The sequence below is a fragment of the Cupriavidus sp. SK-3 genome, from assembly GCF_000611145.1.
Lineage (GTDB): Bacteria > Pseudomonadota > Gammaproteobacteria > Burkholderiales > Burkholderiaceae > Cupriavidus.
In genome coordinates this window covers 56152-72327 of record NZ_JFJV02000296.1, presented here as the reverse complement: position 1 = coordinate 72327, position 16176 = coordinate 56152, and the positions used below count along the sequence as shown (strand labels likewise).

Here is a 16176-nt window from a genome sequence, read left to right as displayed (position 1 = left end):
TCAAAGCCCTAGCCCCGGCGGTAGCCGCTGCAGGCTGCAGCGGCTGCGGCGCTGAACTGATAGCCGGGGCAAAGTTCTGCAGGAAATGCGGCACGCGGCCGTCGACTGTGGAATCGGCACATGCGGAAGATGCTTCACCGCATTCGACTACGCCGGCGCCAGAGGCCGTGACGCCCGCCGAGGTAGTGGCCGAGCCTGCGCAAGTGGAGGCTCCCCTAGTCCGCGAGGCAACACCAGATGTAGCCCTACCGCTAGTAGCGGAACCGGCCGAAATCATCGCCGCCCAGAAGGTCGAGCCTGAGCACGTGCCCCAGCCGATCGCGCCTAAGCCTGCCAAGAGCGAGACGCCAAAGCAACCGGCATCGCAGCCAACGGCGGAGCAAGATGCCAACACCTCGACATCCCGAGGCACCACAGAGCCGGCACCACGACAACCGTCCAAAGCACTGATCGCCGCCAGCATCGTCGCAGCCGTCGCAGTCGCCGGAGGCGGCCTGTTCTGGTGGTACAGCGGCAAGCAACCCACCCCGCCAGTCGACCAAGCGACGCAGGTGCAGGCATCCCAGCCGACATTGCCGGCTGAAACCACGGTGGCAACCCAGCCGAGCGAACCCGCCCAACCCATCCAGCCGCAAGAACCTCCGGCGCAGCCCGAGCCAAGCGCACCCGTGGCGGCCACCCTGCCGCCCGCCCCCGCGCCCGCACCGGAGCCGCCCCCGCTCGCCACCACGGCGCCGGCTGTCCCCACGCCCGCACCACCGGCCAAGCCCGCCAAGCCAGTTGTGCAGGTCGATCCCATGGACGCAAAGATCGACGAGTTGCTGCGCAAGGCAAAAGGCCACGTCGCCAAAGGTCAATACGACAAGGCCATCGCCACAGGCGAAAGCGTCCTGGCTATCGACGCCGGCAACCGCGCCGCCAAGACTTTGATCAGCAACGCCAAGTCCAAGCAGATGGAAGCGCTGCGCTCCAACACCTCCCTCGAATAACTACCTGCGAATCATGAAACTCCAGAAGACGATTCTAGTAGCGGCCCTTGGCGCGCTACTGGCCAGCGGCTGCGCCACCCGGGGCGGCGAAAGCACTGTCAGCAGTGACACGGTCCTGCGCTGCGCGGCGCTCGGCACGGGCGGTGCCATTGTGGGTGCATTGATCGGCGGCACCAAGGGCGCCATTGGGGGCGCGGCTGCCGGTCTGGCTGCATGCGCGGTGATCGAGGTTGCCACGCGGCAGACCAAGACCGCGGCAGAGGTGGATCGCGAGTACAAGGTGAGCAACCGCAATCGCCTGCCGCGCACTGCGGAGGTGAATGCGTACAACACCGTTGTGACGCCGAGCGGCGCGGTGAAGGCTGGCGAGGCGATCAAGCTGCAGTCGACGATCCGTGCCGTGTCTGGCACCAACGAGCCGGTTCAGGAGGTGAAGGAAATCCTGACCGTTTATGCACCGTCCGGGGAGGAATTCAAGCGTGGCGAGAAGATCGTCAGCTCGGCGCCAGGCAGCGGTGAGTTTGACAACAGCTTCACGCTGAAGCTGCCTGCCGGCGCGCCGCAGGGCACGTATCGCCTGAAGAGCCAGGTGGTGCTCAATGGCAAGCCTGGCATCACCCGAGAGAACCAGCTGCAGCTGGCGCGGGTGGGCGACACGTTCACCGTCGCCATGCTGGATCACTGAGCCGATCACTGCGTTGATCACTAAGGCAACCGCAGAACCGATAACAATACGGATAAACAAGTTCATGACGACAAACGAAAAAGCTGCAGCGCCTTCCTACGCGTTGCTTCGGGCGGCAGAGGCGATCACCAACTGGCGCGCGTTGGCGATGTGCGGCATGGCGGGCGTGGCAACACTGATCGCGGGCATGCTCACCACTTATACGATCGCGCATAGCTTCTTCCTGGGGCTGTTGCTTGGCCTGGTCACGCTGGGGGTGATGCTGGTGGGGTATTCCGCCGTGGGCATCACGCTGATGCGGCAGGCGCAGGGGCACACCATCGGCTTTGTGGATGCGGTGCTGCAGGCGGTATTCACCGCGCACCGGTTCCTTGGCGTTGGCATCTTGCTGCTGCTGGGCTACCTGGCGGTGCTGCTGGGTGCGCTGCTGATCTTCCTGCTGTGCAAGATCCCGGGCCTGGGGCCGCTGTTGTACGCGTTTGCGTTTCCGCTGGTGGCGGTGGTCATTGGCGCGACGTTCGCTGGCCTGGGGTACGTGGGCTACCCGCTGGCCGCGCCGGCTATCTGGGAGGGCAACACGGCGGTGCAGACGGTGGCGCGGCTGATGCAGATCGGCCGTCACCGGCTGCTGCAGGTGATCGTGAACATGTTTCTGTTGCTGGTACTGGTGGTGGTGCTGTCATTCGTGGTCTTTGGCATCCTGGGCTATGGCGCTGTCATGTCGGCGTCGCTGTCGAGCGCGGTGGGTGCCAGCCCGATGAGCTCGCTGCTGGCGATGTTCTCTGACTTCAATCCGTTTGGCCGCGCCTACGGTGGCGGCTACGGCGGCTATGGCCGTGGCGACATGGCTGCCCTGCAGGATGGCATGGCCTATGCCAAGTCGTTTGGCTTTGGCGCAGGCTTGCTGCTGACGATTGCCTTGGTGATCCCGTTCCTGACCTTTATCAATGGCACTTGCCTGATCTATCTGCAGACCGTCAACGGCATGGACTTCTCGGACTCGGAGGTGATGCTGAAGGAGCGCATGGCGCAAGCAAAGCGGCAAGCCGAGCAAGCGCGGGACCGCGCCGCGGAGCGCATGCGTGAGGCCAAGGCATCGCCGCAAGGCAAGCCGGCGGTTCAGGCGGCTGCGCAAGTTGCGGCGCCTGCAGCAGTGGCGTTGGCCTGCGGAACCTGCAACGCCCCCATGGCGGCGGACGACCTCTTCTGCGGCGAGTGCGGAGCAAAACGGCCGGCCTGACGGCTCGGCTGCCAATTGGCAAGGAGGCAAGAGGGACGGATGCTCCGTCCGCCTCCTCCCCCTGCAATACCGCCATCCCCAGATTTGGCGTGTTCTGCTGGCCAGAATGTGCAAGTACGCTCGCGACGTCCCGATTGGGTGTAGCGAGCGCACGATGACCTGGCCCGATCCCACGTCCGAGTCGCTGTGGGGATGTCAATGACGATCGGACTCGAGGTCTTGGTGACGCTGTATGACCGCTTGCGTCGACAACTGCTGCTGGATTGGACGACTGCAACCGAGGAACGGCCATTCGCCAGTCAACGACGAACGCTGGTGCCCGCCCCCCGAAGCCGCCTTTCGGCGAAGCGGAAGGTTGCCATTCAACGCTTAGGTCAAGGGGCGTCCTTGCGACGCGGACACATCCTCTTCAACCGATTGTTGGGCAACTGCTGGAATCGGGGCGCCAGGAACGAGCCCGTAGCTGGCCATGACTGCCAACAACTTCTGGCGGTCTGGCGGCCCGCCGGCATTCACAACTCCCTGTACATCCAGAAAGTATTGCGCACCCAGGTCAGGGGTAAGGACGATTAGTGCCTTGGCAGTGCCTTGATGAGGGTTGCTGAACGCATGGACGGAGCCCTTGGGGGTATGCATCCACTGACCCGGCGCCAGATCCCTGACAACACCGTCAACGGAATAGCGGATGAGCCCCTCCAAGGCGTATATGCATTCTTCGTTGTGGGTGTGACTATGTGGTGGCGGGACGTTTGCTCCCGGGGCGATCGTCAACTCGAAGACGCCCATGCCCTTCGTGGCGGATCCGTCTATGAGATAGCGCACTGTCAGGCCACCAATTGTGATTGGCTCAAGAGCGGATGCGTCTGTGGTCATCGCGAATACTCCGAACAGGAAAGGTGTCATCGGCGGAGTCGCCGGGGCAACAAATCCGAGAGGCCTGGCTACCTAACAGGCTTGGCGCAGACGACCGGCACGATAGTGCAACATACTATCTGCGGCCGAGCGCACAGGAATGTGCGGCCGCCCACGGAAAGTTGGCTCGCCAGTCCACGCATGCGCCTCAAGCTGAAGATTGGCCTGGCCGCGCCAGATCCTTGCGGATCAACCCTGAGAGACTGCTTTGCCAGGGGCTGCGGCAGCATCCAGAGCCAGCATCGCGGGCTCGATCAACGCCTGCAAGCGGGCGCGGCTGACGCCGTCGCGGGCCTGCACGGAGATGCCGTGCAGTAGCGCGCCATAGAGATCGCCAAGCGCGGCGATGTCGGCGTCCTGTCGCAGTTCGCCGCTTTGCACTGCAGCATGCAGCCGTTCAATGATGGATTGTGTGCGCTGGCGGCGGTGTTCCGCCAGCCAGCCGGCTACCGGTTCGTTCTCGGGTGCGCAGCTGCTGGCCGCGGACACCACCAGGCAGCCGTGTGGACGGCCGCGTTTGGTATAGGTCAGCGCCGCGTCGTTGAGCAAGCGTGCGATGGCCTGCCTGGCCGATGCCTCTTCCTGCATGGCGCGATCCGCGAAACCGCCTTCGCCTGCTTCGTATAGCGCCACGGCTTCTCGGAATAACGCTTCCTTGCTGCCAAACGCCGCGTAGATGCGCGCCGAGGCCAGGCCCAACGCCTCGACCAGCGTCGACATCGACGCGCCTTCATAGCCGCGCTCCCAGAACACGGTCATGGCCGTCTTCAGCGCTTGGTCTCTATCAAATTCTCTGGGGCGTCCGGCCATATTCTGCTCAAAGGTGAATGCTGTAGCGACGCGCATTTTACCGTCGCGGCGCCGAACACGGTTGACTTCCTCATCTTGCCCGTCTATTCTTTGCCTATCGACAAAGAATGGTTGAATAAATGCAAACTATCAAAGGCCCCAGCCTCCACCTCGCCCAGTTCAGCGACGCGCAAGCGCCGTTCGACACGCTGCCCGCCATCGCCAGGTGGGCAGCCGACATCGGCTTCAAGGCATTGCAGATTCCAGCGTGGGACGAGCGCCTGTTCGACGTGAAGACCGCGGCGGAGAGCCAGACTTACTGCGACCAGGTTGTAGGCACGCTGGCCGAGCACGGGTTGGTCATTAGTGAACTGACCACGCATATCTTCGGCCAGCTAGTGGCGGTGCATCCCGCCTACGATGCGATGTGCGACAACTTCGCACCGCCCGCGCTGCGCGGCAATCGGGAGGCGCGCACTGCATGGGCACTGGACCGCCTCGAGCTTGCCGCCAAGGCATCGCGCCGGCTCGGCCTGACTGAGATGGGCACCTTCTCCGGCTCATTCGCGTGGCCTTACTTGTTCCCGTTCCCGCAGCGCCCGGAAGGCCTGATCGAAGCCGCCTTCGAAGAACTCGCCAAGCGCTGGTTGCCGGTGCTGAATGCTTGCGATGCGGCAGGCGTCAACCTCTGCTACGAGATCCACCCCAGCGAAGACCTGCACGACGGCGCCACCTTCGAGCGCTTCCTCGGACTGGTTGGCGAGCATCCGCGCTGCCACATCCTGTTCGACCCCAGCCACTTCGTGCTGCAACAGCTGAACTACCTGGATTACATCGACCTGTACCGCGACCGCATCCGCATGTTCCACGTCAAGGATGCCGAGTTCAATCCGAGCGGACGGCAGGGCATCTATGGCGGATATACGTCGTGGGCCGAGCGCGCCGGACGCTTCCGCTCGCTGGGCGATGGCCAGGTCGACTTCAAGTCGATCTTCTCCAAGCTGTCGCAATACGACTACCAGGGCTGGGCCACGCTGGAGTGGGAGTGCTGCCTGAAGAACCAGGAAGACGGCGCGCGCGAAGGCGTGGATTTTATCAACAGCCACATCATCCGCGTGACCTCACGCATCTTCGACGACTTTGCTGGCGCCGCGGTCAACAAGTCGCAGATCGACAGCATGCTCGGCATTGCCTGATACCAACAACGCATCCAATGCATCCAATGCATCCACCGAAGGCATCCATGCAAGACGACTCCCAATACACGCACACCTATGTACGCATTGACGGCCACCGCGTGCACTGTGTCACCGCAGGCAGTGGCAAGCCGGTGCTGCTGATTCCCGGCTGGCCGCAGACGTGGTTCGCCTGGCGCCATGTCATGGCGGCGCTCGCGCAACGCGGCTTCCTTGCCGTCGCGGTCGACCCGCCGGGCACGGGACATTCCGACCGGCCGCCGACGGGCTACGACACCGGCGCCACTGCCCACACATTGCACCGCGTGATGGCGGCATTGGGCCATGATCGCTTTCAGGTGGTCGGCCACGATGTGGGCATGTGGGTGGCCTACGCGTTGGCAAGCGACCATCCCGACGCAGTCACGCGGCTGGCGCTTACGGAGGCCGTGATCCCCGGACTTGCGCAAGCGCCGAGCATCTTCGCGCCGCCGGCTGAAAACAAGTTCCTGTGGCACTTCATGTTCAACCAGGTAGCCGATCTGCCCGAAACGCTGATAGCCGGGCGCGAGGCCGCCTACCTGAATTTCATGTTCGACCAGTGGTCCCATCGCCGCGACCGCGTGGCCGTGGACACCTACATCGCGGCCTATTCGGCGCCGGGCGGTCTGCGCGGCGGCTTCGCCTACTACCGCGCGATTCCGGAAACGGTGCGGCAGAACCGCGAACGCGCAAAGGGCAAGCTGGCGATGCCGGTGCTGGCCATCGGCGCGGAACACGCGACCAACGACGCGCCGCTGGTGACGCTACGCGACCACGCCATCGACCTGCGCGGCGTGGTGGTGCCGGACTGCGGCCACTTCATCATGGAGGAGGCACCGGAGGCATTCATCGCTGAACTGCTGCCGTTCCTGGAAGCGGAGCAGGGAGGGCATGCGCATGCCCGTTGATGTGGATATCGCTCGCTTCCTCGCTGCGTTGCCAGCAAGCAGCGGTGGGACGTCGCTGGAAGAAATGCGCCACGCCACCGAACGCGACTTGCCTGCGCTGCACGGCCCCTTGCAGGAAGTGGCGGCGGTCAGGATGTTCAGCGTCACAGCTGATGACGGCCACGAGATCAGGATTCGCGGCTACTGGCCGACGGAGTCGCGGCAAGCGGACGCGCCGCTGCCCGCCATCGTGTTCGCTCACGGCGGAGGCTGGGTTCTCTGCTCGCTGGCGCTTTACGACAACCCCTGCCGCGCCTTGGCCAACGCCACCGGCTGCGTGGTGCTGTCGGTGGACTACAGGCTCGCGCCCGAGCACAAGTTTCCCGTGCCGCTGGAGGACTTCTATCGCGCGGTGGCGTGGGCATTCGACCAGGCCGCGGAACTCGGCATCGATCCGAAACGGATCGCGGTGGGCGGCGACAGCGCCGGCGGCAACCTGGCAGCCGCTGCAACCCTGTTGGCGCGCGACCGCAATGGCCCTGCCATCGCGCATCAACTGCTGCTGTACCCCGCCTTGGACAGCGCGATGGACTCGCCTTCTTACAGCGAGTTTGCCGAGGGCTACTACCTGACGCGGGATGTGATGGCGCTCTGCTGGTCGGCCTACCTGAGCGGACCAGCGGACAAAGGCTCGCCATATGCATCGCCGCTGCGGGCAGGGCGACTCGGTGGTCTGCCGCCCGCCACCATTCTGGTCTGCGAGTACGACCCACTGCGCGACGAAGGTGAGGCTTATGCCCTCCGTCTCGCCGACGCGGGCGTCATCGTGCAACAGAATCGCTTGCCGGGCATGGTGCATGCTTGCATACACCTGCTCGGCGTGGCGCCTGCTGCGGAATGCCTGTTCGATCGCGTTGGCGCGATGATGAGAGCGACGCTACGGGCGTAACCGTCGGAGGCCACTCGGGCGTGCGACGCGCTGAACGCCTCCGGAGGAGCCTGGCGGCCGGCACGCTATCGAGCAAGCAGAGGCCGTCTGGACACCCAGTGCAACGAGGGCGGACGCGCTTGTCGAGAAAGCGGTTGCGCTCCATTGGAATTGGTAGTGGCTTTCCCCCTGCGACCGTCCGGAGCGCTCCCTGGCATTGGGGGCAAAGGACGTGCTGTCATGCTGCTCCGGAGTCTGGTCCAAGGATTGCCTCGCAACTCGACGCAACCCGCCCGGTGTGGACGCTCGACCAGGCAATCGATCGGGGTGGCGTGCAATAGGGCTACTGTCCCAGCGAGAACGAACCGAAGCGGAAAATGGCAACTCCTACGCCAATCGCAGATCCCACAACACATCAAGTACGTGTTGCGTGGAACGCTCTACGTATCCCGCACGATGTGCAATGCCGAGCCGACGCCACAACGCCGGGCGCAGCGGACGCATGACAATGCGCTTGTCGGGTAATGGCGTAGTGGCCTCATGGGGCAACAGCGCTGCGCCGTAACCTGCCGCTACCAGGCTCTTGATCGCGTCGTTGTAGTTGAGCTGAATGCGCGGCGCAGGATGCTGCCCCCCAGCCGCGAACCACTCCGCAGTCAGGCGCGAGAGACGCGTGGTCGCGTCATTGAGAATGAGAGGTTGGGCGGCGAGCCATTCAGGCGTGACGCGGGCCGGACACCGCCAATGCGCCGGCACAAAGGCCATCACGGGGTCGCGGCGCCAAGGCTTTATCACGAGTCCAGCCACCGGGGGCTGAGGCAGTGCGACCAGCCCGACATCCAGCGTTCCATCCGCCAGTCGGGACAGCGTTTCATGCGACGTGAGTACTGCAATCTGAATGTCGATAGCGGGATGGTGCTGGCGCAGCACCTCAAGCGCTTGCGGCAACAGGTGCGCGATCACGCCAGTCGACGCACCGAGCCGCGCGCGCCCTTCGAGCCCCTGCACCTGGCGTTGAATATCGTCTAACGCCTGCTCCGCATCGGCCAGCAGGCGACGCGCGCGCTCCACCAGCACCTCTCCTATCGCCGACGGCCTTACATGTCCGCGCTTCCGTGACAGGAGTGGAGCCCCAATGCGGTCTTCGAGTTCAGCGATGTGGAGGCTGACCGTTGGCGGCGCCAGGTGCAATGCACGCGCCGCATCGGCAAATGAGCCACGGTCGGTAATGGCGACCAGAGTGCGCAAGCGGTCCAGGCTGATCTCTCGCATGTCGGCGTCCAGATTCAGGAAAACTGAATATTCACGTTATGAAATACAACTTTCTCTATTCTAGCGCTCCATGGAACATAGGGGCTCTTTCCACCCGTTACAACCCACAGTCACCGGAGTATTCCACGTATGAGCTCTCCCGTTGTTTTCATCGATGGCGACCAAGGCACCACCGGGTTGCAAATCCACGAACGGCTGCGCAACCGGACCGACCTTAGACTGTTCACGCTTGCCGCTGCCGAACGCAAAGATCCGCGGCGGCGCGCAGAAGCCATCAACGCCTGCGACATCGCCATCCTCTGTTTGCCTGATGCCGCCGCGCGCGAGGCAGTGGACGCCATTGTTAATCCTGCCGTCAGAGTCATCGACGCAAGCTCCGCCCACCGCACACAGCCGGACTGGACATACGGCTTTCCGGAAATGGCGCTGGGACAGGCTGAGCGCATTGCGAACGCACGTCGGGTCACCAATCCCGGTTGCTATCCGACCGGTGCAATTGGCTTGCTGCGTCCCTTGGTGCAGGCTGGACTCATACCAGGCAACTACCCTATCAGCATTCATGCGGTGTCCGGGTACTCCGGACGCGGGCGTGCCGGCGTGGAGGAACATGAGGGGCAGGGCGCCGTCAACGCGCCTTCATTCCAGGTATATGGCCTGGAACTCGTGCACAAGCACACTCCTGAGATCCAGCAGCACGCCGGGCTCGCGCAGCGTCCCATCTTCGTCCCTGCGTATGGCGCGTTCCGCCAGGGTATCGTGCTGACGGTGCCCTTGGAGTTGCGGCTGCTGGCACCCGACGTGGATGGCGCCACGTTACACGCATGCCTCGCACGCCACTATGCCGAGGCGGCCCACGTACGTGTCTTGCCGCTGCACGAGTCGCGCGCCCTAAAGCACCTGGATCCGCAAGTGCTGAACGGTACGAACGACATGCGCTTGAGCGTATTTCCTAACCTGGAACACGGGCACGTCCTGCTGTCCGCGGTTTTCGACAACCTTGGCAAAGGCGCATCCGGCGCAGCGGTTCAGAACCTGAACCTGATGCTCACGCAGCAATAGTGGCCGATGGCTTGAGCTAACACCGCGGCGATGCCGTCATGAAGGCATCGCCGGTTCAATTGCAGGGACGAAACGATCGTTGTGCGGTGCACTGGCAAAGAAGCTCCTGCTTGCCCCCCTTTCAGTGCCCCGCATGGCTTACATGCGTCACCGGCCCGCCCCAAAGGTCGGCCATCACCCCACATGGCGTTCCCGCCCTATATCGCCAATAATGGTCTAACTGCCGTTGCCGGATGAGGGCGACCATGCTTTATAGTCCCGATGCAATTCGTACAGTCGGCATGCTGCGGCACGCAGGGTGCGGCAAGACCTCGCTGGCCGAGCGCCGCAGCACGATGTGCGATTTCGATCCGCTCGACACGCACGACGACCGGTCGCGCCTGAACAACATCACGGACGGTCACGGCAACTACACGATCCCGTTCAGTCACTACGAATCCGTGCGGAATCCGATGGCGCCGCAGCACCAACCGCATGTTGACGGCGCCGCTTGATAGGAAGGGATGCCCAGATGCCGATGAACGTCCCAATGCGGCCGTCAGTTCACCAGCCCAGCGACGCCATCGGCAGGGAATGGGACGGTCCCGGACGGCAGATCCAAACCACAGCAATGCGCATGGCGATGAAGGCCGCCGGGCTTGCACTATGGCTCTGGAGTCTCCTGCCATCCCCTGCCCTTGCAGCCCTGCAGGATCAGTTCCTGTATTTCCCCGCAAAGGCTGAGTTGCCGGAACTGGTTGCTGGCGGCCTGAGGGCATGGCCGTCTTCGCAGGACTTCAAGGGCTTGCTCGCAGAACCCACTGCGCCAGTGCGTGCCACTGCGATCGTGTTCCACGGCAATGCCGGACATGCCGGTCACCGCAGAGCGTACGCCGCGGCTCTGGCGCCCCAGGGCGTACGCGTCATTCTCGCCGAGTATCCGGGCTACGGACCGCGCCCGGGACCGTTGGGCGAGGTCAGCCTCGTGAACGACGCAGAGCAGGTCATCGCACAGGCCTATCGCCAATATGGCGCACCGCTGCTGGTGATCGGCGAATCGCTGGGGGCCGGCGTTGCGGCGGCGGCCAGCGCGCGCCAGCGGGACAAGACAGCAGGCCTGATGCTGATCACGCCATGGGACACGCTGCAACATGTTGCCGGCTACCACTATCCCTGGCTGCCGGTGTCGTGGCTGCTGCGGGATCGCTACGACAGCGCGGCCAACCTGGCGTCGTTCACCCGGCCCGTTTTGGTGGTGGTTGCCGAGCGCGACAGCATCGTCCCGGCGCAATTTGGCGTCGCACTGCATAAGGGGCTGGTAGCGCCGAAACAATTGCGTGTAGTGCCCGGTGCCGAGCACAACGATTGGTTCGAGCATGTAGACGATGCCTGGTGGCGCGATGCCCTTCGCTTCTTGCTCGTGCGTTCGGATTGAATCCGCCGCCCCCCTGCCCGGCAAAAACCCAAATGTTGCATGTTCGGCACGGGCTGACACCTTCAGTCACTAAAGCGTGGCGCAGGCCGGACTGCCAGACCCTTCCTCGATATTCGGCCACACCAACACCTCGAACTGCTCAGGCGGAACCGGTTCGGAATACAAGAATCCCTGGGCAAAATCACAACCCACGGCAATGAGAAAATCGCGTTGCTCTGTCGTCTCCACGCCCTCGGCAATGACTTTTAATCCCAGTTTGTGAGCCAGCATGACCATTGCCTCGCAAAGCGCCTGATTGTCGCCATCAAAGCCGAGGTTATGTACGAACGAGCGGTCGATCTTGAGGTAATCGATGTCGAAGCGCTTGAGATAGGCCAGTGACGAGTAACCAGTGCCGAAGTCGTCGATCGATATCCCGATTCCCACATCACGGAAGATCAGCAACTTCTCATTCAGTTCGGCGTCCAGTAACAGGCCCTCGGTGATTTCAACGACAACGCTCTGCCCCGGCATCCCTTCCCGAACGAGATAGTCGGACCATTGATTGCAAACCAGTCCGTCTTGCCGGATCTGCATCGGTGACATGTTGACACTGATCTGGAAAGACGGATGGAATCGGCCGCGCCATTGACGGGCCTGGTGCACGGCCTGCTTGAACACCCAATCCCCGATCGGAACGATGAGCCCCGTGTCTTCGGCCAATGGAATGAAATCCTGCGGATTGATCGTGCCGCGTTCGGGGTGCAGCCAGCGGATCAGTGCCTCGGCTTTGTAGATTTCCCCGGTCTCCAGGTCGACGATAGGCTGATAGTAAACCTGGAACTGTCCGCCAGGCAGGGCGGCACGTAGATCGCTCGTGAGACGCTGGCGCTTTTCCGCCGCTACACGCAAGTCGGGCGTGAAGTAGCTGAAACGGTTGCGCCCGGCATTTTTGGCCGCATACATGGCCTGGTCTGCATTTTTGAAAAGGACATCCAGCTCGCTGGTGTCGTCGGGATAAAGTGTGACGCCCACGCTGGCGGAAATGAAGGTCTCATCCGCGCCGAGCTTGAAGGGCTCGGCCAGCTTGTGGATGATGGCCTTTGCGATCCGTTCAATGCGTTCGGTATCGTCCATGTTGGGCAGAATGACGGTGAATTCGTCACCGCCAAGGCGAGCGACGATGTCCGATTCCCGCACGCACGAGATGATGCGCCTGGCGGCCTCGATCAGCAGGATGTCTCCTGTGTCGTGTCCCAGGGAGTCATTGACCTCTTTGAAGCGATCCAGGTCGATCAGCATCAAGGCCATACGCTGCCGGGAGCGATGCGCCATGCCGGCTTCCTGCTCGAGACGGCTGTGAAACATCTGGCGATTCGGAAGATGGGTCAGCGCATCGAAATTGGCCTGCTTCCAGATTGTCGCCTCGAATGCCATCCGGTCCGATAAATCACGACCCACGGCCAGCACCGAGTTCACCTTGCCCGACCGGTCAATCTCTGGCGTCAGGCGGATATGGGTGCAGTGTTCCCGTCCATCCTTGCTGAGCCATCTCAGCTCGAATTGCCCACTTCTCCCGCTTGAAATGGTGTCGGCTATTTTCTCCTCGTAGATCAGCGCGTTAGCGCCGCCGGGAACCTCCGAAGGCCGCTTGCCGAGCGATTCGCCCAGGGTGCACCCTGCCGAGGCACAGAAGGCGGGATTGGCGTAAGTGCGGCGGAGGTTCCGGTCGTAGCGGGTAATCGTGTCCGGCGAGTTCTCAATCAACGTTCGCGACTCCTGCTCCCTGGAGACGAGTTCCGCTGTTCGCTCGACGACGGTCTGCTCAAGGGAGGCGTTGATCTCGTTGATCTTCTGGATCTTCTGGCTGATCGCCCCACTCATTCTTTCAAAACGCTGCGCGAGCCGGCCAAGTTCATCCTTGCCGCCGGCATCAGTGCGCGCATGCGCCTCCGCTTCGGCGCCCGCATCGTTGCCGGTATCGTGCATCTTTCGCACCAGCTCATTGAGCGGTGCCGAAATGCTGTGGGAAATGAAGTAGGCCAGGAAGATCGAAAGCAGGAACCCCGAGATGCCAACCAGTACGATCTGATTGCGCACGGACTGTGCCTCTGCCGTCAACTTCCTTTCGGGGATTGTGCTCACGACAAACCATGTCGTGCCGGGAATTGCCGCGTACGCGGCAAGGTAGCGCCCGTCGCGCTTGCCCTCGAAGTCGACGAAGCCACTCGGCTCCCCGTGTAGCTCGTTGTGCCCGATTTTTTTGATCAGGTCAGGCTCGGCCATCCCCTCGGTGTTCGCGGAAATGCCGTCGGCGCGGACAACCACTTTGTTGTTGCCGGCATCGAGAACGTAGATTTCCGCTCCACTCCCCAGGGCGACGTCATCAAAAATTGTCGAAAAATGCTCGGGGTCAATGACCAGAACCAGATTGCCAATCTGCCGATTGCTGCTCTTGCCGATGATGGCACGCACCATCCCGAGATTTTGTTGCCCGACGCCGTTGTCGTAACTGCCCCAGTAAGGCCGGCCATTGCGATCGGGAGCCTGCCTGACCAGACGCAGCACACCCCGGCTCAGCTGCGCGAACACCTGGGTGTCCAGGATCCGGTTGTTCTTGTCGAGCAGATACTTCTGGTTGATGAAGTCAACCGATCCGTAGTGCTGCAGGAGCAGGCGGGTCATATCCTGGCGCGCCTCGCTCTGCTCCTTTGCACTGCCATCCACAACGCTTGTCAGCGCGCCTTGAACGCGATCGGAGAGCACAAGAAGGCCGCTTTCCGTCTCGATCTGCTCCATCCGCAACGAGATGTTCTTGGATACCTGCTTGACCATCTCTTTGGAGAATACCTCCGCCTTCTCCTTGATCGCGGCGGTCGACTCCACATACGATATGTAGCCTGAAATCAGTATCGGTATCAGCGACAGCAGGATGAACGCAGTCATCAGCCGGTAGCGAATTTCGACACGGCGCAGCAGGTCCAGCGAGAGATATGCGAAAGCGCTTCGCAGCGAACCTATGATTGAGCTCATCGGTAGTGCATCTTTGCTTCATTCTTGACAGACTCGTCGAGGAGCCTGGCTGCCTGTCCGGGCGTGATCTTCCTGACCAGCACTTCCTGCATCAATCGATGAAGCTGCTCGATTGAGTTGGAGGGTAGAACTGAATAGTAGGGGCTGGCGGTCACCGGATAGCGACTGACCATGTTTGTGTAGTCGACAATTTTCTGATCGCTCACGAGCGTTCCCGCGCCTTGCTTGAATGGGGGGATATTCTGGCGTTTTCTCTGGAGAATGGAGAACCCCTTCCCGGCAATGAATTCGAGAAAACGCATGGCTGCGGCCTTGTTGGGCGTCTCACACACCGCAAACCCGGTTTCGCTGCCGATCACAGGCACCACCCGCTTGCCCGGCGCGTTCCAGGGCGGAATAAACACGCCAACCTCGAAGGGGTTGCCGTGCAGCAAAGGGCCGGCTGCCCAACTGCCGTGAAAAGCCATCGCAACCTTGCCTTCCTTGAACAGCCGTATGCCTTCATCGTAATCCGTCGCCATGAAGGCGTCTTGTACGTAACCACGTTGCGGCATCAGCGCAATCCTGGCAAAGATATCTGCTACCTGAGGCGTGTTCAGGTCCAGCGTGCCATCACCGATTCTCTGCTTCCAGTCTGGCTCGCGCGCCACCACATTGTTGCCAAAGCCGAAGCTGAAGGGGCCGTTGCCGAGCATGTTCGGGAAGCCGCCGTTCCACATGATGGGTGTGAAGCCCGCAAGCTTGAGCTGCTCGCAAACCATCAGGAACTCTTGGAAATTGGTTGGCAGTTCGTTGACCCCAGCCTTCGCGAACAGTGTCTTGTTGTAATAGATCAGCGTTGTAGCCACTCCACCGGAAATGCCAAAACGCCTGGATTGGCGACTGGTCCAGTCACCCTTGAGAGGGCCGAGCATGTTGCTCCATGCCGATGTCGCGCTCACGTCTGCCAGGACGCCCTGATCGGCCAATTCAGCCGCATAGGCGTTCGGGTTGACACTCACCAGATCCGGCAAGTTGCCAGAAGCAATCCGGGGCTTGATATTCTCTTCGACCGAATTGCCGACCATGAACTGCACATTCACACGGACGTCTGGATTGAGTTTGCTGAATTCAGCAGCAATCCGGAGCATCTCCTCCGGCCAGTCTGGCGCCCATATCAATGCTGTAATGGAGGTCCTGGCCGGCACGGCTGCACCCGACGAAGCGCTGTCTCGCTGTTGACAACCGCATAGGACCAATAAAACGAGGCTGACCAGGCCAGCTAGCAGCGAGGAAAACGCAATGCGTCGCGCCTGGTGGTTCACGTTTCGATTCCGGGATGGATTGGCCGTGCTTCAGCGGGCACTTTTGACGGACCGGGAAGCGAACCGTCGGCGCTTGCATCGCGCAAGAACCGATGGCGAGGCATGGTGGCGTCTGTGCGGCGGTCTATGCCGCTATCAGTTGCAATGGAGGTTGCAACTGAGGTTGCAACGGAGCCGGGAATGCCACGGCCTCCAGCGTTGGCCGGTCTATCATCGCCAACCCTGTAATCGGCAACGGATTCCCTGCAAAACGGTGCTTGCAAACACAGCATGGATGCACAGCCAACCCGCATCAGGAAACGCTTGCGACGGCTGCGATGCGTATGTTTGGCCATGACGTCGGGTTAGGCGAATTGAACGGGGTGGTGCCTGCACTGCATATCGACAACAAGCGCGAATACTTTACCCGGGCAAACCCGAATTGCCCCGCGATGACGCGTAGTTGCCGGTATGGCCGGAGTCAGCATG

The 16176-nt window shown here is 62.1% G+C and carries 14 protein-coding genes and 1 pseudogene; 10 read left to right on the top strand and 5 right to left on the bottom strand.

Translation table 11 applies throughout. From position 1 onward, the window contains the following. The 4 genes and pseudogenes from CF70_RS39145 to CF70_RS33300 form a co-directional block, all read left to right on the top strand. Positions 1-80, top strand: a pseudogene (locus CF70_RS39145) (hypothetical protein); the annotation flags it as partial. Between the two features lie 87 nt (positions 81-167). Further along, positions 168-989: a hypothetical protein gene (locus CF70_RS35530; protein ID WP_235185314.1), complete on the top strand. Its 822-nt coding sequence runs from the start codon at positions 168-170 to the stop codon at positions 987-989. Positions 990-1002: 13 nt separating this feature from the next. Then, positions 1003-1674 carry a hypothetical protein gene (locus CF70_RS33305; protein WP_035875934.1) on the top strand — a complete coding sequence of 224 codons (672 nt, stop codon included), beginning with the start codon at positions 1003-1005 and terminating at the stop codon, positions 1672-1674. A gap of 64 nt (positions 1675-1738) precedes the next feature. Next, entirely contained in the window at positions 1739-2914 is a 1176-nt protein-coding gene (locus CF70_RS33300; RefSeq protein WP_035875929.1) for a DUF883 domain-containing protein, read from the top strand. 369 nt (positions 2915-3283) lie between these two features. On the opposite strand, the gene CF70_RS33295 is transcribed toward CF70_RS33300, so the two are convergent. Beyond that, positions 3284-3817: a cupin domain-containing protein gene (locus tag CF70_RS33295; protein WP_235185313.1), complete on the bottom strand. Its 534-nt coding sequence runs from the start codon at positions 3815-3817 to the stop codon at positions 3284-3286. Between the two features lie 198 nt (positions 3818-4015). Then, entirely contained in the window at positions 4016-4585 is a 570-nt protein-coding gene (locus CF70_RS33290; RefSeq protein WP_235185312.1) for a TetR/AcrR family transcriptional regulator, read from the bottom strand. Between the two features lie 170 nt (positions 4586-4755). Between CF70_RS33290 and CF70_RS33285 the strand changes: the two genes are divergently transcribed. Genes CF70_RS33285 through CF70_RS33275 form a run of 3 tightly spaced genes read left to right on the top strand, consistent with a single transcriptional unit; the run spans position 4756 to position 7668 of the window. Further along, a complete protein-coding gene (locus CF70_RS33285) occupies positions 4756-5811 on the top strand; it encodes a sugar phosphate isomerase/epimerase family protein (RefSeq protein ID WP_035875927.1) in 1056 nt (351 codons plus the stop codon). 47 nt (positions 5812-5858) lie between these two features. Next, positions 5859-6740: an alpha/beta fold hydrolase gene (locus CF70_RS33280; RefSeq protein WP_235185311.1), complete on the top strand. Its 882-nt coding sequence runs from the start codon at positions 5859-5861 to the stop codon at positions 6738-6740. After that, positions 6724-7668 (top strand): alpha/beta hydrolase, encoded by a 945-nt coding sequence (locus tag CF70_RS33275; protein WP_235185310.1) that lies wholly within the window; start codon positions 6724-6726, stop codon positions 7666-7668. The genes CF70_RS33280 and CF70_RS33275 overlap by 17 nt, the downstream gene beginning before the upstream one ends. A 366-nt stretch (positions 7669-8034) precedes the next feature. Here the strand turns inward: CF70_RS33275 and CF70_RS33270 are convergent, their stop codons facing one another. Further along, positions 8035-8919 (bottom strand): LysR family transcriptional regulator, encoded by an 885-nt coding sequence (locus CF70_RS33270; RefSeq protein WP_035875921.1) that lies wholly within the window; start codon positions 8917-8919, stop codon positions 8035-8037. Between the two features lie 129 nt (positions 8920-9048). Between CF70_RS33270 and argC the strand changes: the two genes are divergently transcribed. The 3 genes from argC to CF70_RS33255 all read left to right on the top strand — a co-directional run bounded on the left by argC (position 9049) and on the right by CF70_RS33255 (position 11392). Continuing rightward, positions 9049-9978: an N-acetyl-gamma-glutamyl-phosphate reductase gene (gene argC / locus CF70_RS33265; RefSeq protein ID WP_035875919.1), complete on the top strand. Its 930-nt coding sequence runs from the start codon at positions 9049-9051 to the stop codon at positions 9976-9978. A gap of 281 nt (positions 9979-10259) precedes the next feature. Continuing rightward, a complete protein-coding gene (locus CF70_RS33260) occupies positions 10260-10472 on the top strand; it encodes a hypothetical protein (RefSeq protein WP_035875916.1) in 213 nt (70 codons plus the stop codon). 128 nt (positions 10473-10600) lie between these two features. Next, positions 10601-11392 carry an alpha/beta hydrolase gene (locus tag CF70_RS33255; protein ID WP_152561984.1) on the top strand — a complete coding sequence of 264 codons (792 nt, stop codon included), beginning with the start codon at positions 10601-10603 and terminating at the stop codon, positions 11390-11392. Positions 11393-11461: 69 nt separating this feature from the next. Here CF70_RS33255 and CF70_RS33250 read toward each other — a convergent pair whose 3' ends face one another. Continuing rightward, a complete protein-coding gene (locus CF70_RS33250; protein ID WP_035875910.1) occupies positions 11462-14404 on the bottom strand; it encodes a bifunctional diguanylate cyclase/phosphodiesterase in 2943 nt (980 codons plus the stop codon). Beyond that, positions 14401-15642: an ABC transporter substrate-binding protein gene (locus tag CF70_RS33245; RefSeq protein ID WP_035876100.1), complete on the bottom strand. Its 1242-nt coding sequence runs from the start codon at positions 15640-15642 to the stop codon at positions 14401-14403. Before CF70_RS33245 ends, CF70_RS33250 begins: the two co-directional genes overlap by 4 nt. Between the last annotated feature and the right edge of the window lie 534 nt (positions 15643-16176).